This is a genomic window from uncultured Chloroflexus sp. (assembly GCF_937951745.1).
GTDB lineage: Bacteria > Chloroflexota > Chloroflexia > Chloroflexales > Chloroflexaceae > Chloroflexus.
In genome coordinates this window covers 24,501-46,091 of record NZ_CALFBQ010000030.1, presented here as the reverse complement: position 1 = coordinate 46,091, position 21,591 = coordinate 24,501, and the positions used below count along the sequence as shown (strand labels likewise).

22 protein-coding genes are annotated in these 21,591 nt (G+C 59.1%); 13 read left to right on the top strand and 9 right to left on the bottom strand.

Going from position 1 to position 21,591, the window contains the following annotated elements; all coding sequences use genetic code 11:
• Window positions 1-209 precede the first annotated feature (209 nt).
• Window positions 210-2,771 (top strand): hypothetical protein, encoded by a 2,562-nt coding sequence (locus Q1A59_RS08320; RefSeq protein WP_299644787.1) that lies wholly within the window; start codon window positions 210-212, stop codon window positions 2,769-2,771.
• Between the two features lie 187 nt (window positions 2,772-2,958).
• A complete protein-coding gene (locus tag Q1A59_RS08315) occupies window positions 2,959-3,225 on the top strand; it encodes a hypothetical protein (RefSeq protein ID WP_066791651.1) in 267 nt (88 codons plus the stop codon).
• Window positions 3,226-3,393: 168 nt separating this feature from the next.
• On the opposite strand, the gene argC is transcribed toward Q1A59_RS08315, so the two are convergent.
• The 9 genes from argC to Q1A59_RS08270 form a co-directional block, all read right to left on the bottom strand.
• On the bottom strand, window positions 3,394-4,428 hold the full coding sequence (argC, locus tag Q1A59_RS08310; protein ID WP_298406093.1) for an N-acetyl-gamma-glutamyl-phosphate reductase: 1,035 nt from the start codon (window positions 4,426-4,428) through the stop codon (window positions 3,394-3,396).
• A 10-nt stretch (window positions 4,429-4,438) separates the two neighbouring features.
• On the bottom strand, window positions 4,439-5,293 hold the full coding sequence (gene lysX, locus Q1A59_RS08305; protein ID WP_298406092.1) for a lysine biosynthesis protein LysX: 855 nt from the start codon (window positions 5,291-5,293) through the stop codon (window positions 4,439-4,441).
• Between the two features lie 11 nt (window positions 5,294-5,304).
• Window positions 5,305-5,472, bottom strand: coding sequence for a lysine biosynthesis protein LysW (gene lysW, locus Q1A59_RS08300; protein ID WP_298406090.1), 168 nt, complete (start codon window positions 5,470-5,472; stop codon window positions 5,305-5,307).
• 34 nt (window positions 5,473-5,506) lie between these two features.
• Entirely contained in the window at window positions 5,507-5,674 is a 168-nt protein-coding gene (lysW, locus tag Q1A59_RS08295; protein ID WP_028459069.1) for a lysine biosynthesis protein LysW, read from the bottom strand.
• Between the two features lie 15 nt (window positions 5,675-5,689).
• Window positions 5,690-6,688, bottom strand: coding sequence for an isocitrate/isopropylmalate dehydrogenase family protein (locus Q1A59_RS08290; RefSeq protein WP_298406088.1), 999 nt, complete (start codon window positions 6,686-6,688; stop codon window positions 5,690-5,692).
• Window positions 6,688-7,188 (bottom strand): homoaconitate hydratase, encoded by a 501-nt coding sequence (locus tag Q1A59_RS08285; protein ID WP_298406087.1) that lies wholly within the window; start codon window positions 7,186-7,188, stop codon window positions 6,688-6,690. Before Q1A59_RS08285 ends, Q1A59_RS08290 begins: the two co-directional genes overlap by 1 nt.
• A 28-nt stretch (window positions 7,189-7,216) precedes the next feature.
• The gene (locus Q1A59_RS08280) at window positions 7,217-8,467 is read right to left on the bottom strand and encodes a 3-isopropylmalate dehydratase large subunit (protein ID WP_298483148.1); all 1,251 of its coding nucleotides are present in this window, start codon (window positions 8,465-8,467) and stop codon (window positions 7,217-7,219) included.
• A gap of 49 nt (window positions 8,468-8,516) precedes the next feature.
• On the bottom strand, window positions 8,517-9,644 hold the full coding sequence (gene lysS / locus Q1A59_RS08275) for a homocitrate synthase (protein ID WP_298406082.1): 1,128 nt from the start codon (window positions 9,642-9,644) through the stop codon (window positions 8,517-8,519).
• A 522-nt stretch (window positions 9,645-10,166) separates the two neighbouring features.
• Window positions 10,167-11,105, bottom strand: a complete 939-nt coding sequence (locus tag Q1A59_RS08270; protein WP_298406079.1) for a prohibitin family protein — start codon at window positions 11,103-11,105, stop codon at window positions 10,167-10,169.
• A 319-nt stretch (window positions 11,106-11,424) separates the two neighbouring features.
• On the opposite strand from Q1A59_RS08270, the gene Q1A59_RS08265 reads away from it, so the two are divergent.
• The 11 genes from Q1A59_RS08265 to Q1A59_RS08215 all read left to right on the top strand — a co-directional run bounded on the left by Q1A59_RS08265 (window position 11,425) and on the right by Q1A59_RS08215 (window position 21,130).
• Window positions 11,425-11,745 carry a cupin domain-containing protein gene (locus tag Q1A59_RS08265; protein WP_299644786.1) on the top strand — a complete coding sequence of 107 codons (321 nt, stop codon included), beginning with the start codon at window positions 11,425-11,427 and terminating at the stop codon, window positions 11,743-11,745.
• Between the two features lie 10 nt (window positions 11,746-11,755).
• Window positions 11,756-12,571, top strand: coding sequence for a YwiC-like family protein (locus Q1A59_RS08260; RefSeq protein ID WP_298406077.1), 816 nt, complete (start codon window positions 11,756-11,758; stop codon window positions 12,569-12,571).
• Window positions 12,572-12,673: 102 nt separating this feature from the next.
• Window positions 12,674-12,895: a DUF2905 domain-containing protein gene (locus Q1A59_RS08255; RefSeq protein ID WP_066791680.1), complete on the top strand. Its 222-nt coding sequence runs from the start codon at window positions 12,674-12,676 to the stop codon at window positions 12,893-12,895.
• Window positions 12,896-12,916: 21 nt separating this feature from the next.
• Complete coding sequence (locus Q1A59_RS08250) at window positions 12,917-14,086, top strand: VLRF1 family aeRF1-type release factor (RefSeq protein ID WP_298406074.1); 1,170 nt, start codon at window positions 12,917-12,919, stop codon at window positions 14,084-14,086.
• A 92-nt stretch (window positions 14,087-14,178) separates the two neighbouring features.
• On the top strand, window positions 14,179-15,108 hold the full coding sequence (locus Q1A59_RS08245; RefSeq protein ID WP_298406073.1) for a J domain-containing protein: 930 nt from the start codon (window positions 14,179-14,181) through the stop codon (window positions 15,106-15,108).
• An 87-nt stretch (window positions 15,109-15,195) separates the two neighbouring features.
• Complete coding sequence (locus tag Q1A59_RS08240; protein ID WP_298406072.1) at window positions 15,196-16,383, top strand: S1C family serine protease; 1,188 nt, start codon at window positions 15,196-15,198, stop codon at window positions 16,381-16,383.
• A gap of 100 nt (window positions 16,384-16,483) precedes the next feature.
• Window positions 16,484-16,801 carry a chaperone modulator CbpM gene (locus Q1A59_RS08235; RefSeq protein ID WP_298406070.1) on the top strand — a complete coding sequence of 106 codons (318 nt, stop codon included), beginning with the start codon at window positions 16,484-16,486 and terminating at the stop codon, window positions 16,799-16,801.
• Window positions 16,802-16,815: 14 nt separating this feature from the next.
• Window positions 16,816-17,076, top strand: a complete 261-nt coding sequence (locus Q1A59_RS08230) for a hypothetical protein (RefSeq protein WP_298406068.1) — start codon at window positions 16,816-16,818, stop codon at window positions 17,074-17,076.
• An 18-nt stretch (window positions 17,077-17,094) separates the two neighbouring features.
• Complete coding sequence (locus Q1A59_RS08225) at window positions 17,095-17,502, top strand: Hsp20/alpha crystallin family protein (protein ID WP_298406065.1); 408 nt, start codon at window positions 17,095-17,097, stop codon at window positions 17,500-17,502.
• Window positions 17,499-19,865, top strand: coding sequence for an endopeptidase La (gene lon, locus Q1A59_RS08220; RefSeq protein ID WP_298406064.1), 2,367 nt, complete (start codon window positions 17,499-17,501; stop codon window positions 19,863-19,865). Before Q1A59_RS08225 ends, lon begins: the two co-directional genes overlap by 4 nt.
• 458 nt (window positions 19,866-20,323) lie before the next feature.
• Complete coding sequence (locus Q1A59_RS08215; RefSeq protein WP_299644783.1) at window positions 20,324-21,130, top strand: DsbA family protein; 807 nt, start codon at window positions 20,324-20,326, stop codon at window positions 21,128-21,130.
• The last annotated feature ends 461 nt before the right edge of the window (window positions 21,131-21,591 follow it).

Below are 21,591 nucleotides of genomic sequence, written 5' to 3'. Positions count from 1 at the left end.
TTCTGTTGTTTTTCAGCTAACATCACTCTACTCTGGCGATATTAGTTGGGTAGTAGCGTAGTGTTAGCACAGTGTTATAGCGGTTGTCCATTTGTTGCTTCTTCGCAATGCGGAGTTATATCGAAACACCGTGACAGTTGGTGCAGTACGCGCTACAACAACATACAGGTTCCCTGTGCCGAACCATCCTTTCGCCAAGGAGGAACCGTATGCTCGCCCCATCTCGTCCGCCGTTTGCTCCATGTCCTGCTAAAGGCATCTCACGCGCCCTCTATTGGTTCCTTATTCTTGTCATCGGGAGCGGTTTGGCCGCTTGCGTGACCGGCCCTCCCACCGCGAGCGAGTCTACACCGGGTGGCGCGGAGGCGACGGTTGCGCCGCCGCCAACCGCTGTTCCCGCTCCGCTGGTGATGGAAGTAAAGCCGTTAGCCAGCCTGCCGGTGCAACCCAATGGTCAACCCTACACCGATGAATACGGCACGCAAATCATTGCCCCACCCACCGTTATGGAAACCGGCGAGCCGATTACGGTTGCCCTCAGCGCCGCTGAGGGTCCATTGGCCGTCGCCTTGCAAGAACAGGCCGTGATCGAGACGCCGCTCTACGCAGTGACTGCACCAAACGATAGTCGGGGCCGGGTCACGCTGTCGCTGCCCGCCGCTTCACCCGAATCGCGCATTGTGGCGTTAGTCGATGACACCTATCTGGCGGTGCTCGATCAAGAACCACGTGATGGAAAACTGGAGCTGGCAGTGCGGGTGGCGCCCACCGGTGTGCCTGATCTCACCTCCGGCAATGGCGGGGGTGGTACGATCCGCTACTTCGTGGCTCGCCCGCAGAGCGCCGCGAGCGATGGAAAGCTGTGGCAGACGCTCGCACCCCCGCCGGCATTCGCCGCCGACGACTATCATCTCTGTTTGCAATGGACGTCGAACACACTGTGCCGCACCAATGGCCAAATCTACGTGATGTGGCCAATGACGGCCAAGTTCACGCTTGATCAGGCCGATGAAGTGATTCGCCAGATCGCTTCGATTCTGCGGAGTTTTGCTCAGAAAGGGTTTACCGCAGCCAAGTCGAACTCGTCTATTTTCGTGGTGATCAAGCCTGATCTCAACGCGCCGGCATACAGCCCCAAGAGTAGCATCCTCTCGTTGCCGGTTGATAGCGCCCAAACCATCGCCAACCCGCCCGGACGCTACGAACTGATTCACGAGCTGGCCCACTGGGTGCAAGATGAAGAGTATGCGATGACGGTGGCGGCCCTCTCTGGCATCAAGGCGTGGTGGTTAGAGACAACCGATGAGAACTTGGTCTTTCTGATCGAGCCGGCAGCGCAAGAGCACAACCTCACTCAGTACGGCCAAACGACGGTTGATGGGCCGAAGCTTGGCTTTCAGTCCGAACCGTTCACGTGGGGACGGAACGATGAATCGCGCTACATTCACGCCCAATTGCTGAAGGTCAACCTCTGCGCGAACAGTGCCTGCGCGCTGAGCGAGGAAGAGCTGGTGAAGGCGATCAACGAGGGCAGCTACCCGTTGATGGATGAAGCGCGCCAAGCGAAGCTGCGCGCTAACCTCGATGATTATGCCCGCTATTTGCTTGGGGTGGCGCCGGAACGGGCCAATACCGGGATCATGCTGCCGGAGGTGTTGCAACAAGCCAGCCGGGTCGGTGATGTGATCAGCGTTCGCCGCAACAGGGGTGATCATTTTGTGCTCAGTTCGACTGCTGAGGCGCCGCAGATCGAGAAACAAACGCCAAATGGCCGTCCGCCTGAGTACCAGATCCAAGCCGTTATTGACAGTGGCGCCGTCTATCCGTTGAGTGTGGTGAACGGCGGAGCTAACCCGAACACATCCGGCTGGCCGGTCATGCTCACCATTGAGCCGGGAGTGGAGCTGTTTTACCGGCGGGGCGATGAGCCGGTCACGTATCACGATGGCTCCAGCCAACTGGTGCTCGGCCCAATCCATCGCGGTATGGGTTACGACATGGTGCGGGTGGTAGCCTTGGCCCGCAATCAGTCAGCCACCTTCAAGGCCAAAGTGCATGTGGTCGATTTGCAGGGTGACTGGATCATGGTGAGCCAGAAGGTGATCAGCACGACCGTATCGTGTGTGAATGACAATGAAAACTTTAATGATGATCCAGCCGATCTGATTAAGCTGGCTCAAGCGATTTCGTTGATAGTGGCACCGCGCGGTTCGTACCAGTGGAGCGGCCTGAACGAACTGGCCTTTGTCTTTGACGGAGGGGCAGCCTCGCTGACCAGCGAAGCGGATGATACCTCGCAGTTCGCGGCATTAGCCTTGATCTCACCTGATGCGATCGAAGGCGAGATGCAGGTTGTCTTCCCACCGCCGGCCACGAGTAATGCTGCGCCGGTGTGGCTGGCATTGGTCTTTGTGCCTCCCGGCATCCTCGCGTGGCGATCGCGCCGCCGGATAGCGCTGTTGTTGGTTGGGTTGCTCATGAGCACGACGCTAACGGGGTGTGTTGGTGTGTCGATCAGTGGCAATGTCGACACCCGCTATACGCTCGACAAACTCGAATATGTGGGTAAAGGCGATACGCTCGGTGAACCGCTCTGGCGGATCAGCACGCAGAAGAATGCCTACACCGACATTGATATAACCATTGTCGTCACTGTTGAGACGATCGGCGACGAACCGCCAGAGCAAAAGACGACTCGCTGTGCTGGCCGCATCGAACACGATCTGGTGATCGAAGTGTATCGCGATGGCGTGATCAATCCTTTGGAGTAACGTAACACAGCACAATGCGCAGGGAAAGCAATATTCCCTGCGCATTGTATTTCACCATCTCTGCACACCCATTGCAAAAAATGTGCAAACACGATATACTAGATGGCGGATCGCGGCGACGGTGCCGCTCAGGTCATTGTCGCCGCGGCGCTACGGATGTGCCCGGCGAATATGTGGAGGATAAACCATGCAAGATCACTTTCGCCAGCGCATCGAAGTACTTACCGCTCGCCTCAACAGCTTGCGCCCCGGCCTTGAGCGGGCGCGCCAATCGGTTGCCCGTCTAGAAAATGATACCGTCCCCGCTGGGGCGACGGCCTTAGCTCGTGCTGCACAATTGTCGGCGGCGCGCGCAATGGCGGCCACGTTGGCCGAGCGCGAGCGCCAGTTGCTAGTAGCGATTCAGGCGTTGCAGGCCGAATTGGCCGATCAGCAATTGACCGAACATGAATAGAGGCCGGTTGCAAGCCGGCTTCTTTGAAGCTGGGGAGTGCGGCAGTTATACTGCTGCACTCCCTACTTTATGGATGGCCCAGTGCGGCGCTGAGGGTCGCGATTGCCCACAGGGGTGAAATGCGGCAGCATGACTGCCGCACTCCATAAAACGCTCATCAACCTGTTCCTACGGGTGCAACCCCATAAACGTCAACGCCGTCGTCTCGGCAAAACCACACATCAGGTTCATGCACTGCACAGCGCTGCCGGCAGCCCCCTTCATCAAATTGTCGATCGCGCAGATACTGACAATCCGCCCGGTCGTTGGCTCGTAGGCGAAGCCAATGTCGGCGTAATTGGCCCCTGCCAGTATCTTCGGTTCTGGATAGCGATAGATCCCCTGCCGTTCCTTCACGATACGGATAAACGGCTGCTCACGGGCAAAGCCACGGTACGCCTGCCACAAATCCTTTTCGGTCAAGTCACGCGCCGCGAAGGCATGCACTGTCGCTAACGCACCGCGCACGAGCTCGATCGCGGTGATCGACATATGAACGTTGCGCAAGCCGGTCACTTGTTCGACTTCGGCAAGGTGGCGGTGACCAACCGGCGCAAACGAGCGCACCGCGCCGGATCGTTCGGGGTGGTGGCTGGCGTCGCTGGCCGTCGCGCCGCCTTCCGATGATCCCACCTTCACGTCGGCAATAATCGGTCGGGTGTGGTCGATCAGATCGGCTTGCACCAGCGGCAACAGGGCAAGGTTGGTGGCAGTGGCGTTACAACCGACGCCGCTGGCATAGCGCGCGCCGATCAGGGCGGCCCGGTTCACTTCGGGCAACCCATACACAAACCGCTCCAGCCACGCCGGGGCCGGGTGCGGATTGCCGTACCACTGCTGGTAAACCGCCGGATCGCGCAGGCGAAAGTCAGCCGAACAGTCGATGATCCGCTCGGCGAGGGCGGCGTAGCGCTCGATGGCCTGCGCCGCTTCGCCATGAGGTAGGGCTAGAAAGAGCAGATCGCACGGCTGTAAGGTGTCGGGGTGGACGAATTGCAGATTGGTGCGGCCACGCAAGTTGGGATGCACCTGATAGAGGTATCTCCCGGCGTTGCGGGCACTGGTCGCCTGCACAATTGTCACGTGCGGGTGGTCGAGCAAGAGGCGCAACAGTTCGCCGCCGACATAGCCGCTCGCTCCCACAATGCTAACGCGCAAAGTCATACACGCCTCATTAAACACTACGACGCCCGCTGCCCACCTCTACCACGTAATCGATAATCCGGGCCGGGATGTCAACCCCAGTGGTGTCGATGCTATTGCGGAACTCCATCGTGTAATTCACTTCGTTGACCAACAACTCGCCATCTGGTGTCTCAAGAATATCGATCGCGACCACGCCGCCGCCGACCGCGTGGGCGGCGCGCACGCTCAGATCGGCCAGCTCTGGCGTGACCGGGCAGTTCGTGGCGACGCCGCCGCGGGCAGTGTTGGTGATCCAGTGCGGGCTGGTGCGATAGATCGCCGCAATGCACTCGTCACCGATCACGAAGCTGCGGATGTCGCGGCCCGGCTTATTGATGTACTGCTGGATGTAGAAGATTGAGTGTTGGTAATTACCCAACACATCACGGTGTTCGAGAATGGCCTCGGCGGCGTCGCGGTCATTGATCTTGCTCACCATCCGCCCCCATGAACCGATTACCGGCTTGAGCACCACCGGATAGCCGAGCTGCTCGATCGCTTCAAGCGCGCTTTCCGGCGTGAAGGCGAGCAAACAGCGTGGCGTCGGCACCCCGGCATGGATGAGCGCCTGCGTAGTGAGAAACTTGTCACCGCAGGTGAGGGCGACGTGGTAGGTGTTGACCGTTGGTACGCCGGCGTCGTTAAGGATTTTGAGCATGTACAGTGCGCGGCTATGCTGAATGGCGCGCTCGAGCACGACATCAAACGGGTAGCTGGTCTGGTGGAGGTCAAAGATGTGCTCGCGGTCATCAATTTTGACATAATCGAGACCGCGGCGTTCTAGCTCTTGAAAGAGCAGCTTCTCTTCGGCGCGGATGCGCGAGCAGAGGACGGCAATGCGCATAATCGGTTCTCCTATTCTCCCCAATCCTCTTCCACCTCAGGGGCGAGGGCGAGAGTGGGCGGGTTGAGGCTGACAACTTCCAATTCAGCGCCGCAATCAGGGCAGGCGATGATTTCGTTTTCAAGCGTGCCTGCCGGCAGCGTGATCTCGGCGGCGCATTCGGGGCATTCGGCGCGCATCGATGAACTCCTTTGTTGGGTAGACATAAGGTCGTTATTCGCCCCAATCCTCTTCGACCTCAGGGGCGAGGGCGAGGGTAGGCGGGTTCAAGCTAACAACTTCCAATTCAGCGCCGCAATCGGGGCAAGCGATAATCTCACTCTCTAGCGTGTTGGCCGGCAGCGTGATCAAGGCAACACATTCGGGGCATTCAGCGTGCATAGTTAGGTGCTCCTTTCAAGCTAGGGTTGCGATCTGTTCCAGAATAGCATCGGCTACTTCACGAGTTGTTGCGTCACCGCCAGCGTCGGGGGTGCGAATGTCAGCAGCGGCGACGGCATCCATGGCCCGGCGCAGCCGTTCGGCCACGTGGGGCCGGTCGATCCACTCAAGCAGCATCACCACGCAGTTGAGGGCTGCGGTTGGATTGGCAATGCCGCGTCCGGCGATGTCGGGCGCCGCGCCATGCACCGGCTCGAACAACGCCCGACCGTGGCCGAGATTGCTGCTGGCGGCGACACCCAAGCCACCGCCGTGAATGCAGGCAATGTCCGAGAGAATATCGCCGAACAGGTTGGTAGTGACGATCACATCAAACCGCTGCGGTTGGGCAGCTAGTTGCATTGCGGCCACATCAACCAACCGCTCCTCAAAAGTCAATTCGGGGAAATCGGCGGCGACTTCCAGCGCCACGGTGCGGAACAGGCCGTCGGTGACACGCAGCACATTGGCTTTGTGAACGATTGTGACTTTACCGGGATGACCGGCTGCTTGGCGTGCGTGCGCTATTTCGCAAGCGGTGCGGGCGATACGGGCCGAGGCGGCGCGGGTGATGACCCGCTCGGCGATGGCGGTGTTTCCATCGTCTTCGAGCCGCTCGCGCCCGCTATACAGGTCTTCGGTGTTCTCGCGCACGACTACCAGATCAACGCCGGGGCCGACTGTGGGCCGGATGTTGGCGTAGAGGTCGAGGGTGCGGCGCAGTTCGACAATTGGGCTGCGGTAACCGGGCACCGGGTGACTTGGCGAGGCGACTGCGCCAAAGAGAATCGCGGTCGCTTCACGGGCTGCCGCCAGTGTCTCGGCGGGTAAAGCGACGCCTGTGCGCTGGAAGACGCCCCACCCCGCTTCAGCTTCGGTCAGCGTGAGGTCAGGCGCCAGCGCACGCAGCGCCGCCGTCGCTACAGCCATCACCTCCGGGCCGATTCCGTCGCCGGGAATGACACAAATCTGCATCACGCCACCTCACCGGGGAAACGACCATACTGGCGGTAGAACGGCACAATGCCACCTGCGGCCCACACCTCGCGCAGGAAGAGCGGTGGCGGTGGCAAGTGGATCACGCGCCCATCACTGGTTGTAATCCGTCCCTGTTCCAGATCAAGTTCAACCTCATCGCCATCGGCCAGCTCGCTGGTCAGATCGGCGGTAAAGCAGGGAATGCCGAGGTTGAGCGCGTTGCGGAAGAAGATGCGGGCAAAGAGCGGGGCGATAATTGCGCCAACGCCGACCATGCGCAAAGCTAACGGAGCGTATTCGCGCGAGCTACCGCAGCCAAAGTTCTTGCCAGCGACGATGATGTCGCCGGGGCGCACGTTGGGCGCGAAATCGGGCCGGTGTTCGATGAACGGGTAGCGACGCAGTTCACTCTCATCCTTCAACATATACGGCGCATAGCGACCGGGAACGATCTGATCGGTATTGATATCGGGGCCAAAGAGCCACACACGAGCCATAGCAAAGCCTCTCTTTCTGCACTGAGCGTTATTGCGATACGACCGGCTGGCCATCCATCACTGTACGCGGATCGGTTAGATAGCCAGTAAGTGCCGTTGCGGCGGCGACTGCCGGCGAGGCGAGGTAGATCTGCGCTTCGGGACTGCCCATGCGGCCACGGAAGTTGCGGTTGCCGGTGAAGAGGCAAACCTCGCCGGGGGCAAGCACTCCCATGTGACGGCCAATGCATGCACCGCAACCCGGTGTACCAATCGTGGCCCCGGCAGCGAGCAACGTAGCGAGGGTGCCATCGCTAGCAGCGCGTTGCAAGGCTTGCGCACTGGCCGGCACGACGATCATACGCACTCCCGGCGCGAGGCGGCGTCCGGCCAAGATCTGGGCCGCGACCGCCATGTCTTCGTAGTGGCCGTTAGTGCATGTGCCGAGGTAGACCACATCAACCGCCACCCGGCCCAGATCGCTCAGATCGGCGACGTTATCGACATAATGTGGGGCGGAGACTTGTGGCTCAAGTTGACCGAGATCGATCTCAACCACCGTTTGATACTGCGCATCGGCATCGACGGTAGGCACCAGCGGGCCGGTGAGGTCGAGACCAGCAGGCGAGATAATACCAGCTTTGGCCCCCATTTCAATCGAGAGGGTCGCCAGCGTCATCCGCTCCATCACGCTGAGCTGCTCGACGCCGTGCCACTCGATCGCGGCGTAGGTGGCGCCATCGGCGCGGAGCAAGCGGGCGGCGCGGAGGGCCAAATCCTTCGGGCCGACGCCGAAGCCAAACGTGCCGCGCGCGCGTACCACAATCGTCTCCGGCACGCGCAGCCATGTCTTGCCGGTCGCCAGCGCCAGCGCAATGTCGGTGCTGCCCATGCCGCTGCCAAACGCTCCCACGCAGCCATACGCCGTGCTATGGCTATCACTGCCCAAAATCAACATCCCCGGCTGGGCCAACCCCTCTTCAACCAACACCGGGTGCGAAATGCCGCGCCCGACATCAAACAGGTTGGGGATGCCTTGCGTGCGCACCCAGCGCCGCACCTCTTGCTGCTTTTCGGCGGTCTGCACGCTGGCAGCGGGAGCCACGTGGTCGATCACCACTGCCACCCGCTGCGGATCCCACACCCGCTCGGCGCCCAACTCTTGGTGCAGAATGCGAATGATGCCGGGGGCCAAGCTATCATGCACCATCACCAGATCAACGTTCGCCGTCACGACATCGCCAGCGCGCACCGGACGACCGGCGACGCGGCTCAAAATCTGTTCGCTCATCGTTGGCATAGTCGTATCCTCGTTTGGTTGGTGGCCGCGTGCTATGCGGCCACGGGCGTTATTCGGCGTAGCTATACAAAATTTCGTCGATCATCGCGCCATCAAGATCGTGTTCATCGCCAAGGGCCTTAATACGGGCGGCGGCGGCGCGGGCTTGCGCTTCGCTGAGGGTAATACCCAGCTCGCGGGCTCGTTCGGCGACGGCGTGCCATCCCACTAGGCGATGGGCAATCGCGATTGTGCGTTGGCGGCCAAACCAATTCGGATCGAGCACTTCGTAACTGCGCGGATCGGCCAGCACCGCCTTGGTGTGCATCCCGGCTTTGTGATGGAAGGCGGTAGGGCTAGTGATGCACTGATTGAACGGAATCTCGATCCCGAGCATGGTGGCGACCGTCTCATCAATCTTGGGCAGCAGATCGAGCCGGTACCGCTGCACGCGGGCCGGGTCTACACTAGCCAGCCGGGCGATCATCCCGCTCAGACTAGCAATGCCGTTGCGCTCGCCAATGCCGAGCACCGTCACATCAAGATGGGTCGCGCCGGCTTCAGCAGCGCAGAAGGTATTGGCAATGGCGCAGCCGCTGTCATTATGGCCGTGAAATTCGATGTCGCAATTGACTTCGGCGCGCACTGCGCTGACCACCTCGTAGACTTGCCGTGGCGTGGCGATGCCAACCGTATCGGCGAGGCCGATCCGTTGCACTCCCATTGCCTCAACAGCGCGGTAGATGCGGATCAGGTCGGCGAGATCGGTGCGGAAGCTATCTTCGCTTGAAAAGCGCACTTCGAGGTCGTGGTCACGCAAGAAGCTGATCACCTGTTGCGCTTCTTCCAGAATCTCGCTCAAACTCCGGCCATGGCTGACCGCGCGCAGTGGTTCAGAGGTGGCAAAAAGCAGGTTAGCGCCTTGCGCGCCGTGTTCGACGGCGAGGCGGGCATCGGCCATGTGGCAGCGGATATGGGTGAGGATACGAGCGCGCAAGCCGCGGCGAGCGATGGTGGCGAGATCGCGCGCGCTTTGCGGCGAGGCGGCGGGCGAGGTCATTTCGATGTACTCAACGCCAAAAGCGTCGAGCATCTCGGCGATAGCGATCCGTTGCGCGGTGGTAAAGCGGGCGCTGGCGAACTGTTCGCCTTCGCGCAGGGTCGTATCGACAAAAAACAGGCGCTCAGGCAGCGACATACGGTAGCACCTCTCTTACTTGACAGGAGCCGAAGAGTTCGGGCCGGCAGTAACGTGGCGTGTACGCGATTGGGCTAGTCGTGCGAATCTGTTTCATACGTCCCTCCAGACACAAACAATTAACCCGGCCCACCATTCGGTCTGGCGAGCCGGGTCTTGTCTCTTACGCACAGCAGACAAGCGTAGCTAACCAGACCTTGCGGCCGGCTTCTTCGCGCGCTTGCTCTGCTTGGTAGATGCGTGTATGTTTCTCATAGCGTAGAGAATATATCAGAAGTCGGGTGTGGTGTCAAATGGAGAGTGGGGCGATAAGTGAGCGTAGCCGACGCTGTCGTTCCGCAAGTGGAGGTTCTCATATGCGAGCGCGCGGAGCGCCCGAAGCAATCTCCCGTTTTAGCGGAATGTAATGCGTGAGCAGGATGCTCCTGCTCGTGGGGGAAATTGCCGCGCCGCGCCCTGCGCGGCGCGCAATGACAAGCAAAGAGATGGTCGTTACACACACGTTACCGACGAGCAACGCACTTACGGATTCGGCGCCGCTTCCGTTCCCGCCGGGGCGATGTTCTGTGGTGTCGCGCGCGTGGCTGCCGGCTCGTTCAAGATGTCGTCGGTCGGGATGCTAAGCATCGTCAGTAGACCGTTGTCACCGCCGACAAAGCGGGGCAAGATGCCGTCCCAGCGCTCGATAAAGCGCAGTTGCAGCAATTGTGGTGAAACAACTTCACCAAGCAAGCGCAACGACTCGGCCTCGGCGCGAGCAATTTCGAGCCGAGCCTTAGCTTCTGCCTCAGCACGAGCCACTTGCTGTTGTGCCTCGATCCGTGCGCGCTCTAGCTCGCGCGAAGCGCGTAATGCATCTTGTTCGGCCACTTGCTTGGCTTCAATGGCCCGGGCAAACTCTGGGCTGAAGTTAAAATCGGTGATCGAGACATTCTCGACGATCACGCCACGTGGTAGGAGCCGTTCACTTAACACACTTAAAATCAAATCCGAGACCTCTGGCCGGCGGGTAATCAATTCTTCCGCTGTAAAGCGGGCAGTTGCGGCCTTGATCGCCTCTTGAATAGCGGGGTCAACGACTCGCCGTTCGTAGTCAACGCCGATCTCGCGCACGAGCCGGTCAACTTGCGAGGCATCTGGACGATAGTTAATCACAACCTCCGTTGTAACTGTCTGTAAATCGCGCGACGCAGCACTCGAATTCGACACGTAGCGTTGAGTACGCACTTCGACGACGGTTACTGAGGTAATAAACGGCATGCGGAAGTGCAAGCCCTCGTCAAGTATACCGGTAATCTCACCAAACGTCTTTAAGACACCGCGAGTACCAGCTTCAATCGTTGTGACTGCGTTGCTTGCCATAAACACGCCGATCATCGCAATCAGGACAATGGTAATCAGTGCTGATATTGACCATCCTTGCATTGTCGGGGTGGGAAATGATTGACGACTTTGACCCATAGCAATTCTCTTTCTACCTGTATGAAGAAATGACGATGGACATTCCATCTCATCTTTGTCATTTAAGACTCTCATGAGCAGCATACCCTATTATGCTCGGTTAATGATGGGGGGATTTCTCCCACTCTTGATCGGTGGAATCTGTCTCTGGGTTACCGTGCTACGAGGCCTAGCGTGGTGTGGTTGCTCTACGGACAGGCTGTTGCGAACGACATAGATTTGGTATGATGCACTTGATAATGTGTGTTGCTACGAGCCTTGAGCAAAAGCTGCCTATCCTGTAGTGCCTCTCCGTCCAGTGTGTAAGAAGGGAGAAGCGATGAATCTCGCCACAGTTCGCCAGCTCATTGAACAGGTGTCTATCCCGGAGGATGGCACGATCAGCCGAACCATCTACCAAGACGAGACGATCAAAGCAGTGTTATTCGGCTTCGCCGCTGGGCAAGCATTATCGGAGCACACCGCTGCAATGCCGGCAATTCTCCATTTTGTGCAAGGTGAAGCACGGGTAACGCTTGGTCAAGAGGTGATTGATGCTAAGCCCAACACGTGGGTGCATATGCCAGCGCATTTGCCGCACAGTATTCAGGCGCGTACACCGGTGATCATGTTGTTGCTGTTGCTCAGAGGATTACGGTAAGGATGTGCAGATGCAAAGCGATAATCAAGTAGCAGTAGCGAAATCATCACAAGTACGTTTGCGACCGATCGCTTTGCCGGTCGAGCACGGCGGTTGGGGCTTGTTGGCAGCGCCGGTGCTATTAGGGCTGTGGCTGGCCCCATCGCTGGCTGGAATTGGGTTGAGCATAGCTGCATTAGGCGCGTTTCTGACCCGTCAGCCGTTGAAGTTGGCGTTTGGTGATTACCAGCGCGGTAAACGGTATCCACGCACCGTCTGGGCCGAGCGCTTTGCGCTGGGGTACGGCGCGATCGCGCTGACTGGCCTTGGCGTAGCAATCAGCACCGCAGCAGCGCCGGTTTGGTTGCCGATCGCGCTGGCAGTCCCCTTTGCATTGGGCCAATTGTTCTTCGATCTGCGCAAAGAGAGTCGCGCGCTGGCCGCCGAGCTGTGCGGCGCAGTGGCGATCAGTGCGTTGGCGGCGGCAATCATGATGGCAAATGGCTGGCCGGCATCGCGAGCGTTGTTGGCATGGATGCTGCTGGCTTTACAAGCCGTCACCGCGATCATCTATGTCCGGATTCGCTTACGCCTCGCCCGCAACGAACCGGCGCACCGCGCGCCGGCATTTTGGTGGCATGGCGCTGCCTTGGGGTTGGTGGGCGGATTGGTGATCGCAGGCTGGATCGGCTGGCCCGTGCTGGTAGCCTTTGGGTTGCTAGGGTTGCGCTGTTGGATTGGGCTGTTGCCGCGTAGCCTGTCTACGCCGACGCCGTTGGTCGGCGGGCAAGAGGTGCTGGCAAGCCTGATCACGGTTGCCGGAATCGCTCTCGGCATGCATTTCTAACACATTATTAGCACCTCGTTGACCGCCAGCTAATATCATTTCACCATAATACCAAAGCAGACAAATATTGGGGCGTTCGTCTGCCCGTTATGAGGTGCAGCCATGACCGAGCTAGGACGTTGGTTGATCGGCGCCGGGGTGGTGTTGATCGTGATCGGGCTGGTAGTGTTAGCTGCCGGCCGTTTACCGTGGCTAGGCCGGCTGCCCGGCGATATTTTGATCGAACGCGATAATCTAACCATCTTTATTCCACTCGGCACTATGCTGGTGGTGAGTCTGGTGTTGACCGTCATTGCCAATCTCATTGCGCGTTGGTGGCGGTAATCACCAGAAAGGAAGGAATATATGATCGATCGCGACACAGTGCAACAGATCCGAGCCGAGTTGGGAGCGTTGCAGCCGCCGGTGCTGTCGTTGTATGTTGAGGTCGATCCTACGCAGCCAGACAATGCGCGACGGGCATGGGAGTTGCGGGCGCGCAATGCGGTGAAGGCGCTGGCCGCGCCGGCTGCGGTAGAGCAGGCGGTAATCACCGCGCTCGAGGCAGAGTTTGCCCCCGAAGCGCGCACGTTAGCGATCTTTGCGGCTGAGCTTGCAAATTCGCAGGTCGCGATAACGCGCTTGCCGCTGCACATCGCGCTGCCGCTGCTCGATTTGAGCAATGGCCGGGTAGAGGCGCGTTGGGGCGAGCCGTACATTACCCCGATCATCTATGCGCTTGACCAATACGAGCGCGCGGCGGTCGTTTGGTTGCGCGGCGAGGGCTGGCGCTTCTATGAGGTCTTTTTGGGCGAGATTGTCGAGCATACCGATGTCTTCCGCAGCGTCGAGGCCGATCTCTGGCGCGAAGTCGATCAGTTTGACCCACAGCGGTTGCGTGAGCGGTTGCGTGCGCAGGCAATGGGTAACCGCGATCGCTTCGCGCGCCGGATGGAGAATATCGCGGCGCGCTACTTGCAACGCTTGGCAGGTTTGACCGAGCGGGCATTGGCCCACTTCGGCATTCGCCGACTGGTTTTGCTCGGCCGGGATGAGGCAACGAAGCAATTTGCAGCACTGTTGCCGCGTACCGTCCAGCAGATGGTGGTGGCCCACGTGGCTGATCTGCCTCACCCCGACGCAGCGCCGGCCCATGTGCTGGCAAAAGTCTTACCGGCGCTTGAATATGTCGAACAGGTTCATGAGCAAGAGTTACTTGATCAGGTGATGCGCCAACCCGGCGTATGGGGCATTGATCCGGTGTTGGCTGCGCTGCAAGAAGGCCGGCTGAGCGTCTTGTTGGCACCGTGGCGGCTCAACGAGCAGGTATGGCTGGCTGGCAACGGTTTGTTGGCCGGTAGCCGTGAGCAGGCGATGATACTGGAGCCCGAAACACAACCGCAACCGATTGCCTTGCGTGATGTGCTGGTTGACGCCTGCACTGCCTTTGCGACCCGGCTTGAATTTATGTCGGGTGTAGCCGAAGAGCGATTGCTGCGCGATTTCAGCGGGTTGGCCGGCATCTTGCGCTGGTAATCCGGCGTATGAGGGCTGTCGGACCTGCGGCGCAATAGTGAGGTCGTGCGGTTGCGCTACCTATATCACATCATTGAGATGGTACAAATACTATGGAATTCAAAGATTATTATGCCATCTTGGGCCTTAGCCCCGATGCTGACGATCAGGCGATTAAGCAAGCCTACCGCAAACTGGCGCGGCAATACCATCCTGACGTCAATCCGGGTGACAAGAAAGCCGAAGAGCGCTTCAAAGAGATTAACGAAGCCTATCAGGCGCTGAGCGATCCTGAACGGCGGCGCAAGTACGACGAGTTGCGCTCGTACTATCAGCGCTGGCAGCGTAGCGGCGGGCGCGGCGATTTCAACTGGAGCCAATGGCAGGCGGCGCCGGGTCAGCAGGTGTACACTTATAATGTCTCGCCCGAAGACCTTGAAGACCTATTTGGAGCTGATAGTCCCTTCTCTGACTTCTTCAGCTCGATCTTTGGGCAGCCGCAATTCCGCCGGCCTAGCCGTCCGGCCCGCGGGCGCGACCTCGAAGCGCCGGTGACGGTTTCCCTAGAAGAGGCCTTTTCTGGCACGACGCGCTCGCTGCAAGTTGGCGACCGGCGGATCGAAGCGCGCATTCCGCGAGGGGTGCGTACCGGTACCCGTGTGCGCCTAAGTGGGCAGGGCGCTGCTGGCATTGGTGGCGGCCCAGCCGGCGATCTCTATCTGGTGGTCGAAGTCGAGCCGCATCCGCAGTTTGAGCGTGACGGCGATGATTTGACCACCACGATCGAGGTTGATGCCTTTACGGCAGCGGTAGGCGGCGAGGTGCGCGTGCCGACGATCGATGGCACGGTGACGCTCAAGATTCCACCGCGTACCCAAGCTGATAAGGTCTTCCGGTTGCGTGGCAAGGGTATGCCAAAGCTAGAAAACCCGTCTGAACGCGGTGACCTGTTTGCGCGGGTGAAGTTGGTGTTACCAGAACCGTTGAGCGATGCTGAATTGCATACGTTGCGCGAGTTGATCCGTAATCGCAAGCGTTCGTGACAGTATCCGGCCAGTGAAGCCGCCCGTCCGTGCGGCTCTAGTGGCCGTGCGATTCCAACAAGAAATAAAATTGCCACGAGGTTTTCTATGTCGCCACAACCCGGTCGCGGTCGTTGGATCGTGTTATTCATCGAATTGATATTGCTGGCCGTTATCGCCGGCGCGTTTATATGGACAGCGTTTGCCGGCAATCGTCCGGCGGCGGTGGCTATTGCGCCTTCACCGACCCCGGTGGTTGTTGGAGCACCGACGATTATCCCGCTGACCGCGACCGATCTAGAAGCCCAGATCGCGGCTGTCTACCGCGAGGCCGGGCCGAGTGTTGTCAATATTACCAGCCGCTCGATTAGTTATGACTTTTTCTTCAATCCGGTGCCACGCCAAGGGAGCGGATCAGGCTTCTTTTACGATACCTTAGGGCACATCATCACCAACTATCACGTGATTGCCGATGCCAATGAATTGCAGGTAACGTTGGCCGATGGCCGCACAGTACCGGCGCAGATCGCGGGCAGCGATCCGTCAAACGATTTAGCCGTAATCAAAGTTGATCTGCCGGCTAACGAGATTCGCCCGTTGCCGATCGGCGACTCGACGCAGGTCTATGTCGGCCAATTTGTGCTCGCGCTTGGCAACCCGTTCGGGCTAGAGCGCACCCTCACGTTCGGCATCGTCAGCGCCTTGGGCCGCGTGATCGAAAGCCCGAACCAGCGCTTCATTGGCGAGGTGATCCAGTCAGATGTCGCGATCAATCCGGGCAACTCTGGCGGGCCGCTGCTCGATTTGTCGGGGCGGGTGATTGGGGTGAATTCGGCCATCCTCAGCCCTAGTGGAGCTAATGCCGGTATCGGCTTCGCAATCTCGGCGCGCACGGTGCAGCGGGTCGTGCCGGTCTTGATCCGCGAGGGGCGTTATCCACACCCGTCACTGGGCGTGCGCGTGATCGAACTGACTCCCCAGCGGGCTGCGCTCTTCGAGCGGGCCGGAATGCGATTGCCGGTGACTCAGGGATTGTTGATTGCCGAATTAGTGGCCGACGGCCCGGCGGCGCGGGCCGGTTTGCGCGGCCCCAACCGGTTAGGGCGGGTTGGCAATTGGAACTTGCCGATTGGCGGGGATGTGATTGTGTCTATCAATGGCCGATCTATTACCACTACTCAGGAATTGCTGGTGTATTTGGAAACGGAAACCAAAGTCGGTGAAACCGTGCAGGTGACATTCATCCGTGATGGCCGCGAGCAGACCCTGCCGGTGACGTTGGCCGAATTACGATAACCCTTGTAGGGACGAAGCACTGCTTCGTCCACCCATAGCGAAACAGTGCTTCGTCCACCGATAGTGAAGCAGTGCTTCGCCACACGAGGAGACGCCGCCTATGTTAGTGCGACGCATGAGTTTAGAGGAACTGTCACGTGTCGTTGGGCTGCCAGTATCGGTGCTTCAACATCTTGCAGAGTTGGGGTACATTCACCCAATTCCCCAATTGCCGGCAGCCGAATTTGATGAATTGCGCCGGATACGCCGGCTGATTGACGATCTAGAAGTGCCTGTCGATGTCATCGATCTTGTATTGAGCATGCGCTGGCGTATGTTGGCAATGCAACGCGAAATTGCCCGCTTGCGCGCCGAGTTGGCTTACCGGCGCGCACTCGATCGCGTCACCACGTGGGTTGACGCCGATTGGTATGAATGAAAGGAGGTGGAGCAATGCCGGTCTATTCGATCGATTTTCGCCCATTTGATTACATCACTGCCGAACTCTCGGCGCTCTGGTGGTTTTACCTCTCGCAAGGGATTGCGTTGGTGGTGCTTGGCGTAGCAGTGATCATTTGGCCTGAGCTATTGGCATACCTTGCCGCAGTGTTCTTCATTGCAATTGGCGTGGTCTTGCTCGTATTGGGTTGGCGGGTGCGTCAGGTCACACGGCGGTACGAACTCTTTAAGCGCTCGTTCCTTATCGAGCCATAACTGTAAAGGAAGCAAACAATGAGCGATTCGTCGTACATTCGCATTCTACGCAGCCGGTTACCGTATGCCCAATTCGACAGCCGGCCATGGTCGCCGCCCTTGAACGTCTTTGAGACCGATCGTGAAATGGTGCTGGTGATCGAGCTGGCCGGCGTTGATCCGGCCACCTTGCAGATCGAAGCCTACCCAGAGGTCGTTCGCATTGCCGGCGCACGCCAATTGTCGTTGCCGGCGGGGTTGCGCCGTCTGCACCGTATGGAAATTGCCGCCGGCGTGTTTCAGATCGAAGTGCCGTTCGAGCGCCTGATTGATCCCGAACAGACCAGCGCCCGCTCAATCCATGGCCTGCTCGAAATTCACCTGCCCTTCGCCGGGCGTGCGCTGCGGCAGGTAGTGATTCCGGTGTTGGAGGGAGAACGACCGTGAGTGAACCAATCCCTATTCCCCGTCCGGCAACACCGGAAATACCCGAAGTTTTGCCGGTTTTGCCGATCAATAATGCTGTGCTCTTTCCCGGCATGTTTTTGCCGTTGGTGGTGAGTGGCGACGCTTGGGTGAAGTTGGTTGATGAAGCGGCGCTCTCAACTAAGACCATTGGCGTCTTTCGCCGAGCGCACGCGAGCGAGGAGTTTGATCCGGCGGCGTTGGCGCCTACCGGCACGGCGGCGGTGATTGTGCGCATGATGCGGATGCCGCAAGGTGGCGTGCAGTTGCTGCTCCAAGGGCAGGCTCGCATCAAGGTGCAGCACTGGGTGTCGCTTAAGCCATACCCGCAAGCGCGGGTCAGCATCTCGCGCGATCCGGTTGATGTGCCGGTGGAGGTGTCGGGTTTGGCGCGGGCCGCCTTGGCCGGTTTCCAGCAGATCGTTGAGCTTAGCCCGAATCTGCCCGATGAATTGGCGATGGCGGCGGCTAATGCGCCCCATCCCGGTATGCTGGCCGACCTGATTGCGGCTAATCTCAACCTCAACCTTGACGATCAGCAGGCGGTGCTCGATATGCTCGAGGTCACCGAGCGATTGCAGCACGTGCTGCGCCTGCTCGAACGGGAGCGTGAAATTTTGATGATCGGGCGCAAGGCGCAGGAAGAGGTCTCGAAGAACCAGCGCGAGTATGTCTTGCGCCAGCAGCTTGAGGCAATTAAGCGTGAACTTGGCGAGACTGACGATCACGCTGCCGAAATTGCCGAGCTACGCCGGCGGCTGGAAGAAGCTAACCTGCCTGCCGAAGCGCGCCAAGAGGCCGAGCGAGAATTAACTCGGTTAGAGCGGATGCCACCCGGTGCGGCTGAGTATACCGTCGCTCGGACGTATCTCGATTGGATCCTCGATCTGCCGTGGCACAACAGCACGGTTGACAATCTCGATATGACGCGGGCGCGGCAAGTGCTTGATGAGGATCACTACGACCTTGAACGGATCAAAGAGCGGATCGTCGAGTATCTGGCGGTGCGTAAGTTGCGGCAGGAAGAGGGTGCTAACAGCGAAGCACGCGGGCCTATCCTCTGTTTTGTCGGCCCGCCCGGTGTAGGGAAGACGAGTCTGGGTGCCTCGATTGCCCGTGCCCTTGAGCGCAAGTTTGTGCGTGTTGCGTTGGGTGGTGTGCGCGACGAAGCTGAGATCCGTGGTCACCGTCGTACCTACATCGGCGCACTGCCCGGGCGGATCATCCAAGGTCTCAGTCGTGCCGGCAGCAATAACCCGGTCATCCTGCTGGATGAAGTTGATAAACTCAGCATCGGCTTTCAGGGTGATCCGGCGGCGGCGTTGCTTGAAGTGCTTGACCCTGAGCAAAACGTCGCTTTTGTTGATCGCTATCTCGATGTGCCGTTCGATCTGAGCAAAGTGCTCTTCGTTTGCACTGCCAACCGCGCTGACACTATCCCGCCAGCGCTGCTCGACCGGATGGAGTTGCTCGAACTGTCGGGTTATACCGAGCAAGAGAAGCTTGAAATTGCGCGCCGGTATCTGATTCCGCGTCAGCGGAACGAGCAGGGGATGGCGGCACGTGGCCCAGAACTCACGACGGCTGCGGTACAACGGCTGATTCGCGAATATACCCACGAGGCCGGTGTGCGTGATCTCGAACGGCGCATCGGCGCGGTGTATCGCAAGATGGCGACCCGGCTGGCCGAAAACCAAGAGTTGCCGGCTCAGATTGACGCCGCCGATCTCGATGAACTGCTCGGTCCGCCACGCTTCCGTAGCGAGACGTTGCTCGGCGAGAACGAGGTGGGTGTTGTTACCGGCCTTGCATGGACACCAGCCGGCGGTGATGTGCTCTTCGTCGAGGTGAGTGTGATCCCCGGCAACGGCCAGTTGATCCTCACCGGCCAATTAGGTGATGTGATGAAAGAATCGGCCCGGGCGGCGTTAACTTATGCTCGTTCGCGGGCCACTGAGTTGGGTATCGAGAGTGAGGTCTTCCAAAAGAGCGACATTCACATTCACGTGCCCGCTGGTGCTGTCCCTAAAGATGGCCCCTCAGCCGGCATTACTATCACCAGCGCGCTTGTCTCGGCGCTCACCAAGCGCGAAGTGGACAAGCGGATCGCGATGACCGGCGAGGTGACATTGCGCGGGAAAGTCTTGCCGATTGGCGGGGTGAAAGAGAAATTGCTGGCCGCGCAGCGGGCCGGTGTGCGCAAGGTGCTGTTGCCCGCCGAAAACGAGATCGATCTGCGCGAAGTGCCCGCCGAAGCTAAAGAACAGCTCGAAATTGTGCTGGTCAAGCACATGGACGAAGTGCTGCGCGAGCTTGGTCTCGTTGCTGCGCCGGTGAGCGGGTAAGGATTATGGAGTGCGGCGGGTCAACTGCCGCATCTCAATACTCCTATGCGCAGCGCAGCCATCTGCCGCGAGCATGAGCGATGATCGTGCCCCACTCCCACGAGGGGAGAGGTAAGGGACTCGCTTCTCCAACGGGGGAAGGCTGAGGTGGGGGCTGTGTTCCGCTGCTCCCTCTCTGTCTATGTGCGTCACGCCGAGCGCGGTGACGCCCTTCCTCGCTTGCCCCTCTGTCATTGCGAGTCGCCGGAGGCGGCGAAGTAGTCCCCGCGAGCACGGGAGCTACCCGCTCAGTGTCTGTTGCTGTCGAAAGAGGAGATTGCTTCGGTCGGGTGCCACCTAGCGCGGCTGGGTGCCGCCACTCCCTCGCAATGATATTTTTGTGGGCCGGAAATGGTCGCGGGCAAGGTATGGTATGCTTTTCTTGCTTGCCACTTTGTCGTTAAACAAAGGCTCGCGCTATGGCCTATTATCAAAGTCGCTCAGTAAACGCAATTCGTGCCTTCATCTTCTTCCTCGTCTTTCTTACCGGCTGCACCGCAACCGCGAATCTTCCCACACCCTCACCCACGATCGCGCGCTTACCAACGGTTACCCCTGAACCGCCGGCAGTGCCAGCACCCACTGCGCGCGTCATCCGCTTGGGGGAAACGCCCTTGCCAACGCCATCACTGACCGTGACGCCAACGCCGGCCATCACCGAAAACGGCGTTCTCACCGAGAGCATGGCCCGCCTTGGCCTCAGCGCTGAACCCTACGCCGTGCTCGGTGATCCCGCCGCGCCGGTGACTATCGTTGAATTCACCGATTTCGGCTGCCCCTTCTGTCGTCGCCACCACCTTCTCACCTTCCACACGTTGGTTGAAGAATTTATTGCGACCGGGAATGTCTTCTACGTCGTCAAGCACATGCCGGTCAGTAGTCCGCAAGGGGAACGTGCTGCGCTGGCGGCGCTCTGCGCTGGCGAACAAGGCCACTACTGGGAGATGCACAATGCCCTCTTTGCCGCTAGTGAAGCATGGCAACGCGACGCGGCCACAGCGCAGCGCCACATTGAGGCCATCGTTGCCGAGCTTGGCCTCGATGCAGCGGCGTTACAAGTCTGCACCGAACGCGCCGAGACCAAAGCCGTCATTGCCCGCCATGTCAGCGAGGCGCATGCCTTGCGTGTCTTCGGCACGCCGGTCTTTTTTGTCAACGACCGTCTGCTGGCCGGTGCACAGCCGATTGAGGTCTGGCGGGAGGTGTTGGCTGGGAGTAGAGAGTAGCAAGAGATTGATGTAGGCAGAATGACAATAGTTGAGCGCACGAATGATCGTTCACTGGCATTTTTGCCGTCGCCGTAACCAGCGCTCAACCGATGTCGCGCGCTCATTTGGAACGTTTCTCGGCAATAATCCCTCAATACCAATATCTTCGTCTAGATCCGGTCGGTGGATGCCGTAGCCGGCGCTGCTGATCTAGAAGTTGGCACGTTCTGCTGGTGTGCCACACGCTAAGCGCGGATACTATGCAATTGGCGCTGAAATAGTTCGCCCACCTTCCCAATTAACCGTAAGAGTGTTATCGCTGATCGAAACTTACCTTATTCTAGGTAGGGTGATCGTGATAGAAATTGGTCCTACTCATAGCGTAATATCTCTAGGTTTGAACAGACGATTCGTTCAATATCGCGTAACTCTTTGTAGTTGTAACCTCGATTTTCTGCCAACCTCATATCAGGATCAAG

Bases quoted from the DNA above. Each gene is read 5' to 3' on its own strand.
- Q1A59_RS08260 (WP_298406077.1), top strand. From the start codon at position 11,756: ATGCAAAGCGATAATCAAGTAGCAGTAGCGAAATCATCACAAGTACGT.
- lysW (WP_298406090.1), bottom strand. From the start codon at position 5,472: ATGCGCGCCGAATGCCCCGAATGCGCCGCCGAGATCACGCTGCCGGCA.
- argC (WP_298406093.1), bottom strand. From the start codon at position 4,428: ATGACTTTGCGCGTTAGCATTGTGGGAGCGAGCGGCTATGTCGGCGGC.
- Q1A59_RS08280 (WP_298483148.1), bottom strand. From the start codon at position 8,467: ATGCCAACGATGAGCGAACAGATTTTGAGCCGCGTCGCCGGTCGTCCG.
- Q1A59_RS08320 (WP_299644787.1), top strand. From the start codon at position 210: ATGCTCGCCCCATCTCGTCCGCCGTTTGCTCCATGTCCTGCTAAAGGC.
- Q1A59_RS08285 (WP_298406087.1), bottom strand. From the start codon at position 7,188: ATGGCTCGTGTGTGGCTCTTTGGCCCCGATATCAATACCGATCAGATC.
- Q1A59_RS08315 (WP_066791651.1), top strand. From the start codon at position 2,959: ATGCAAGATCACTTTCGCCAGCGCATCGAAGTACTTACCGCTCGCCTC.
- Q1A59_RS08225 (WP_298406065.1), top strand. From the start codon at position 17,095: ATGAGCGATTCGTCGTACATTCGCATTCTACGCAGCCGGTTACCGTAT.
- Q1A59_RS08235 (WP_298406070.1), top strand. From the start codon at position 16,484: ATGTTAGTGCGACGCATGAGTTTAGAGGAACTGTCACGTGTCGTTGGG.
- Q1A59_RS08250 (WP_298406074.1), top strand. From the start codon at position 12,917: ATGATCGATCGCGACACAGTGCAACAGATCCGAGCCGAGTTGGGAGCG.
- Q1A59_RS08290 (WP_298406088.1), bottom strand. From the start codon at position 6,688: ATGCAGATTTGTGTCATTCCCGGCGACGGAATCGGCCCGGAGGTGATG.
- Q1A59_RS08240 (WP_298406072.1), top strand. From the start codon at position 15,196: ATGTCGCCACAACCCGGTCGCGGTCGTTGGATCGTGTTATTCATCGAA.
- Q1A59_RS08230 (WP_298406068.1), top strand. From the start codon at position 16,816: ATGCCGGTCTATTCGATCGATTTTCGCCCATTTGATTACATCACTGCC.
- Q1A59_RS08215 (WP_299644783.1), top strand. From the start codon at position 20,324: ATGGCCTATTATCAAAGTCGCTCAGTAAACGCAATTCGTGCCTTCATC.
- Q1A59_RS08245 (WP_298406073.1), top strand. From the start codon at position 14,179: ATGGAATTCAAAGATTATTATGCCATCTTGGGCCTTAGCCCCGATGCT.
- lysX (WP_298406092.1), bottom strand. From the start codon at position 5,293: ATGCGCATTGCCGTCCTCTGCTCGCGCATCCGCGCCGAAGAGAAGCTG.
- Q1A59_RS08270 (WP_298406079.1), bottom strand. From the start codon at position 11,105: ATGGGTCAAAGTCGTCAATCATTTCCCACCCCGACAATGCAAGGATGG.
- lysS (WP_298406082.1), bottom strand. From the start codon at position 9,644: ATGTCGCTGCCTGAGCGCCTGTTTTTTGTCGATACGACCCTGCGCGAA.
- Q1A59_RS08255 (WP_066791680.1), top strand. From the start codon at position 12,674: ATGACCGAGCTAGGACGTTGGTTGATCGGCGCCGGGGTGGTGTTGATC.
- lysW (WP_028459069.1), bottom strand. From the start codon at position 5,674: ATGCACGCTGAATGCCCCGAATGTGTTGCCTTGATCACGCTGCCGGCC.
- Q1A59_RS08265 (WP_299644786.1), top strand. From the start codon at position 11,425: ATGAATCTCGCCACAGTTCGCCAGCTCATTGAACAGGTGTCTATCCCG.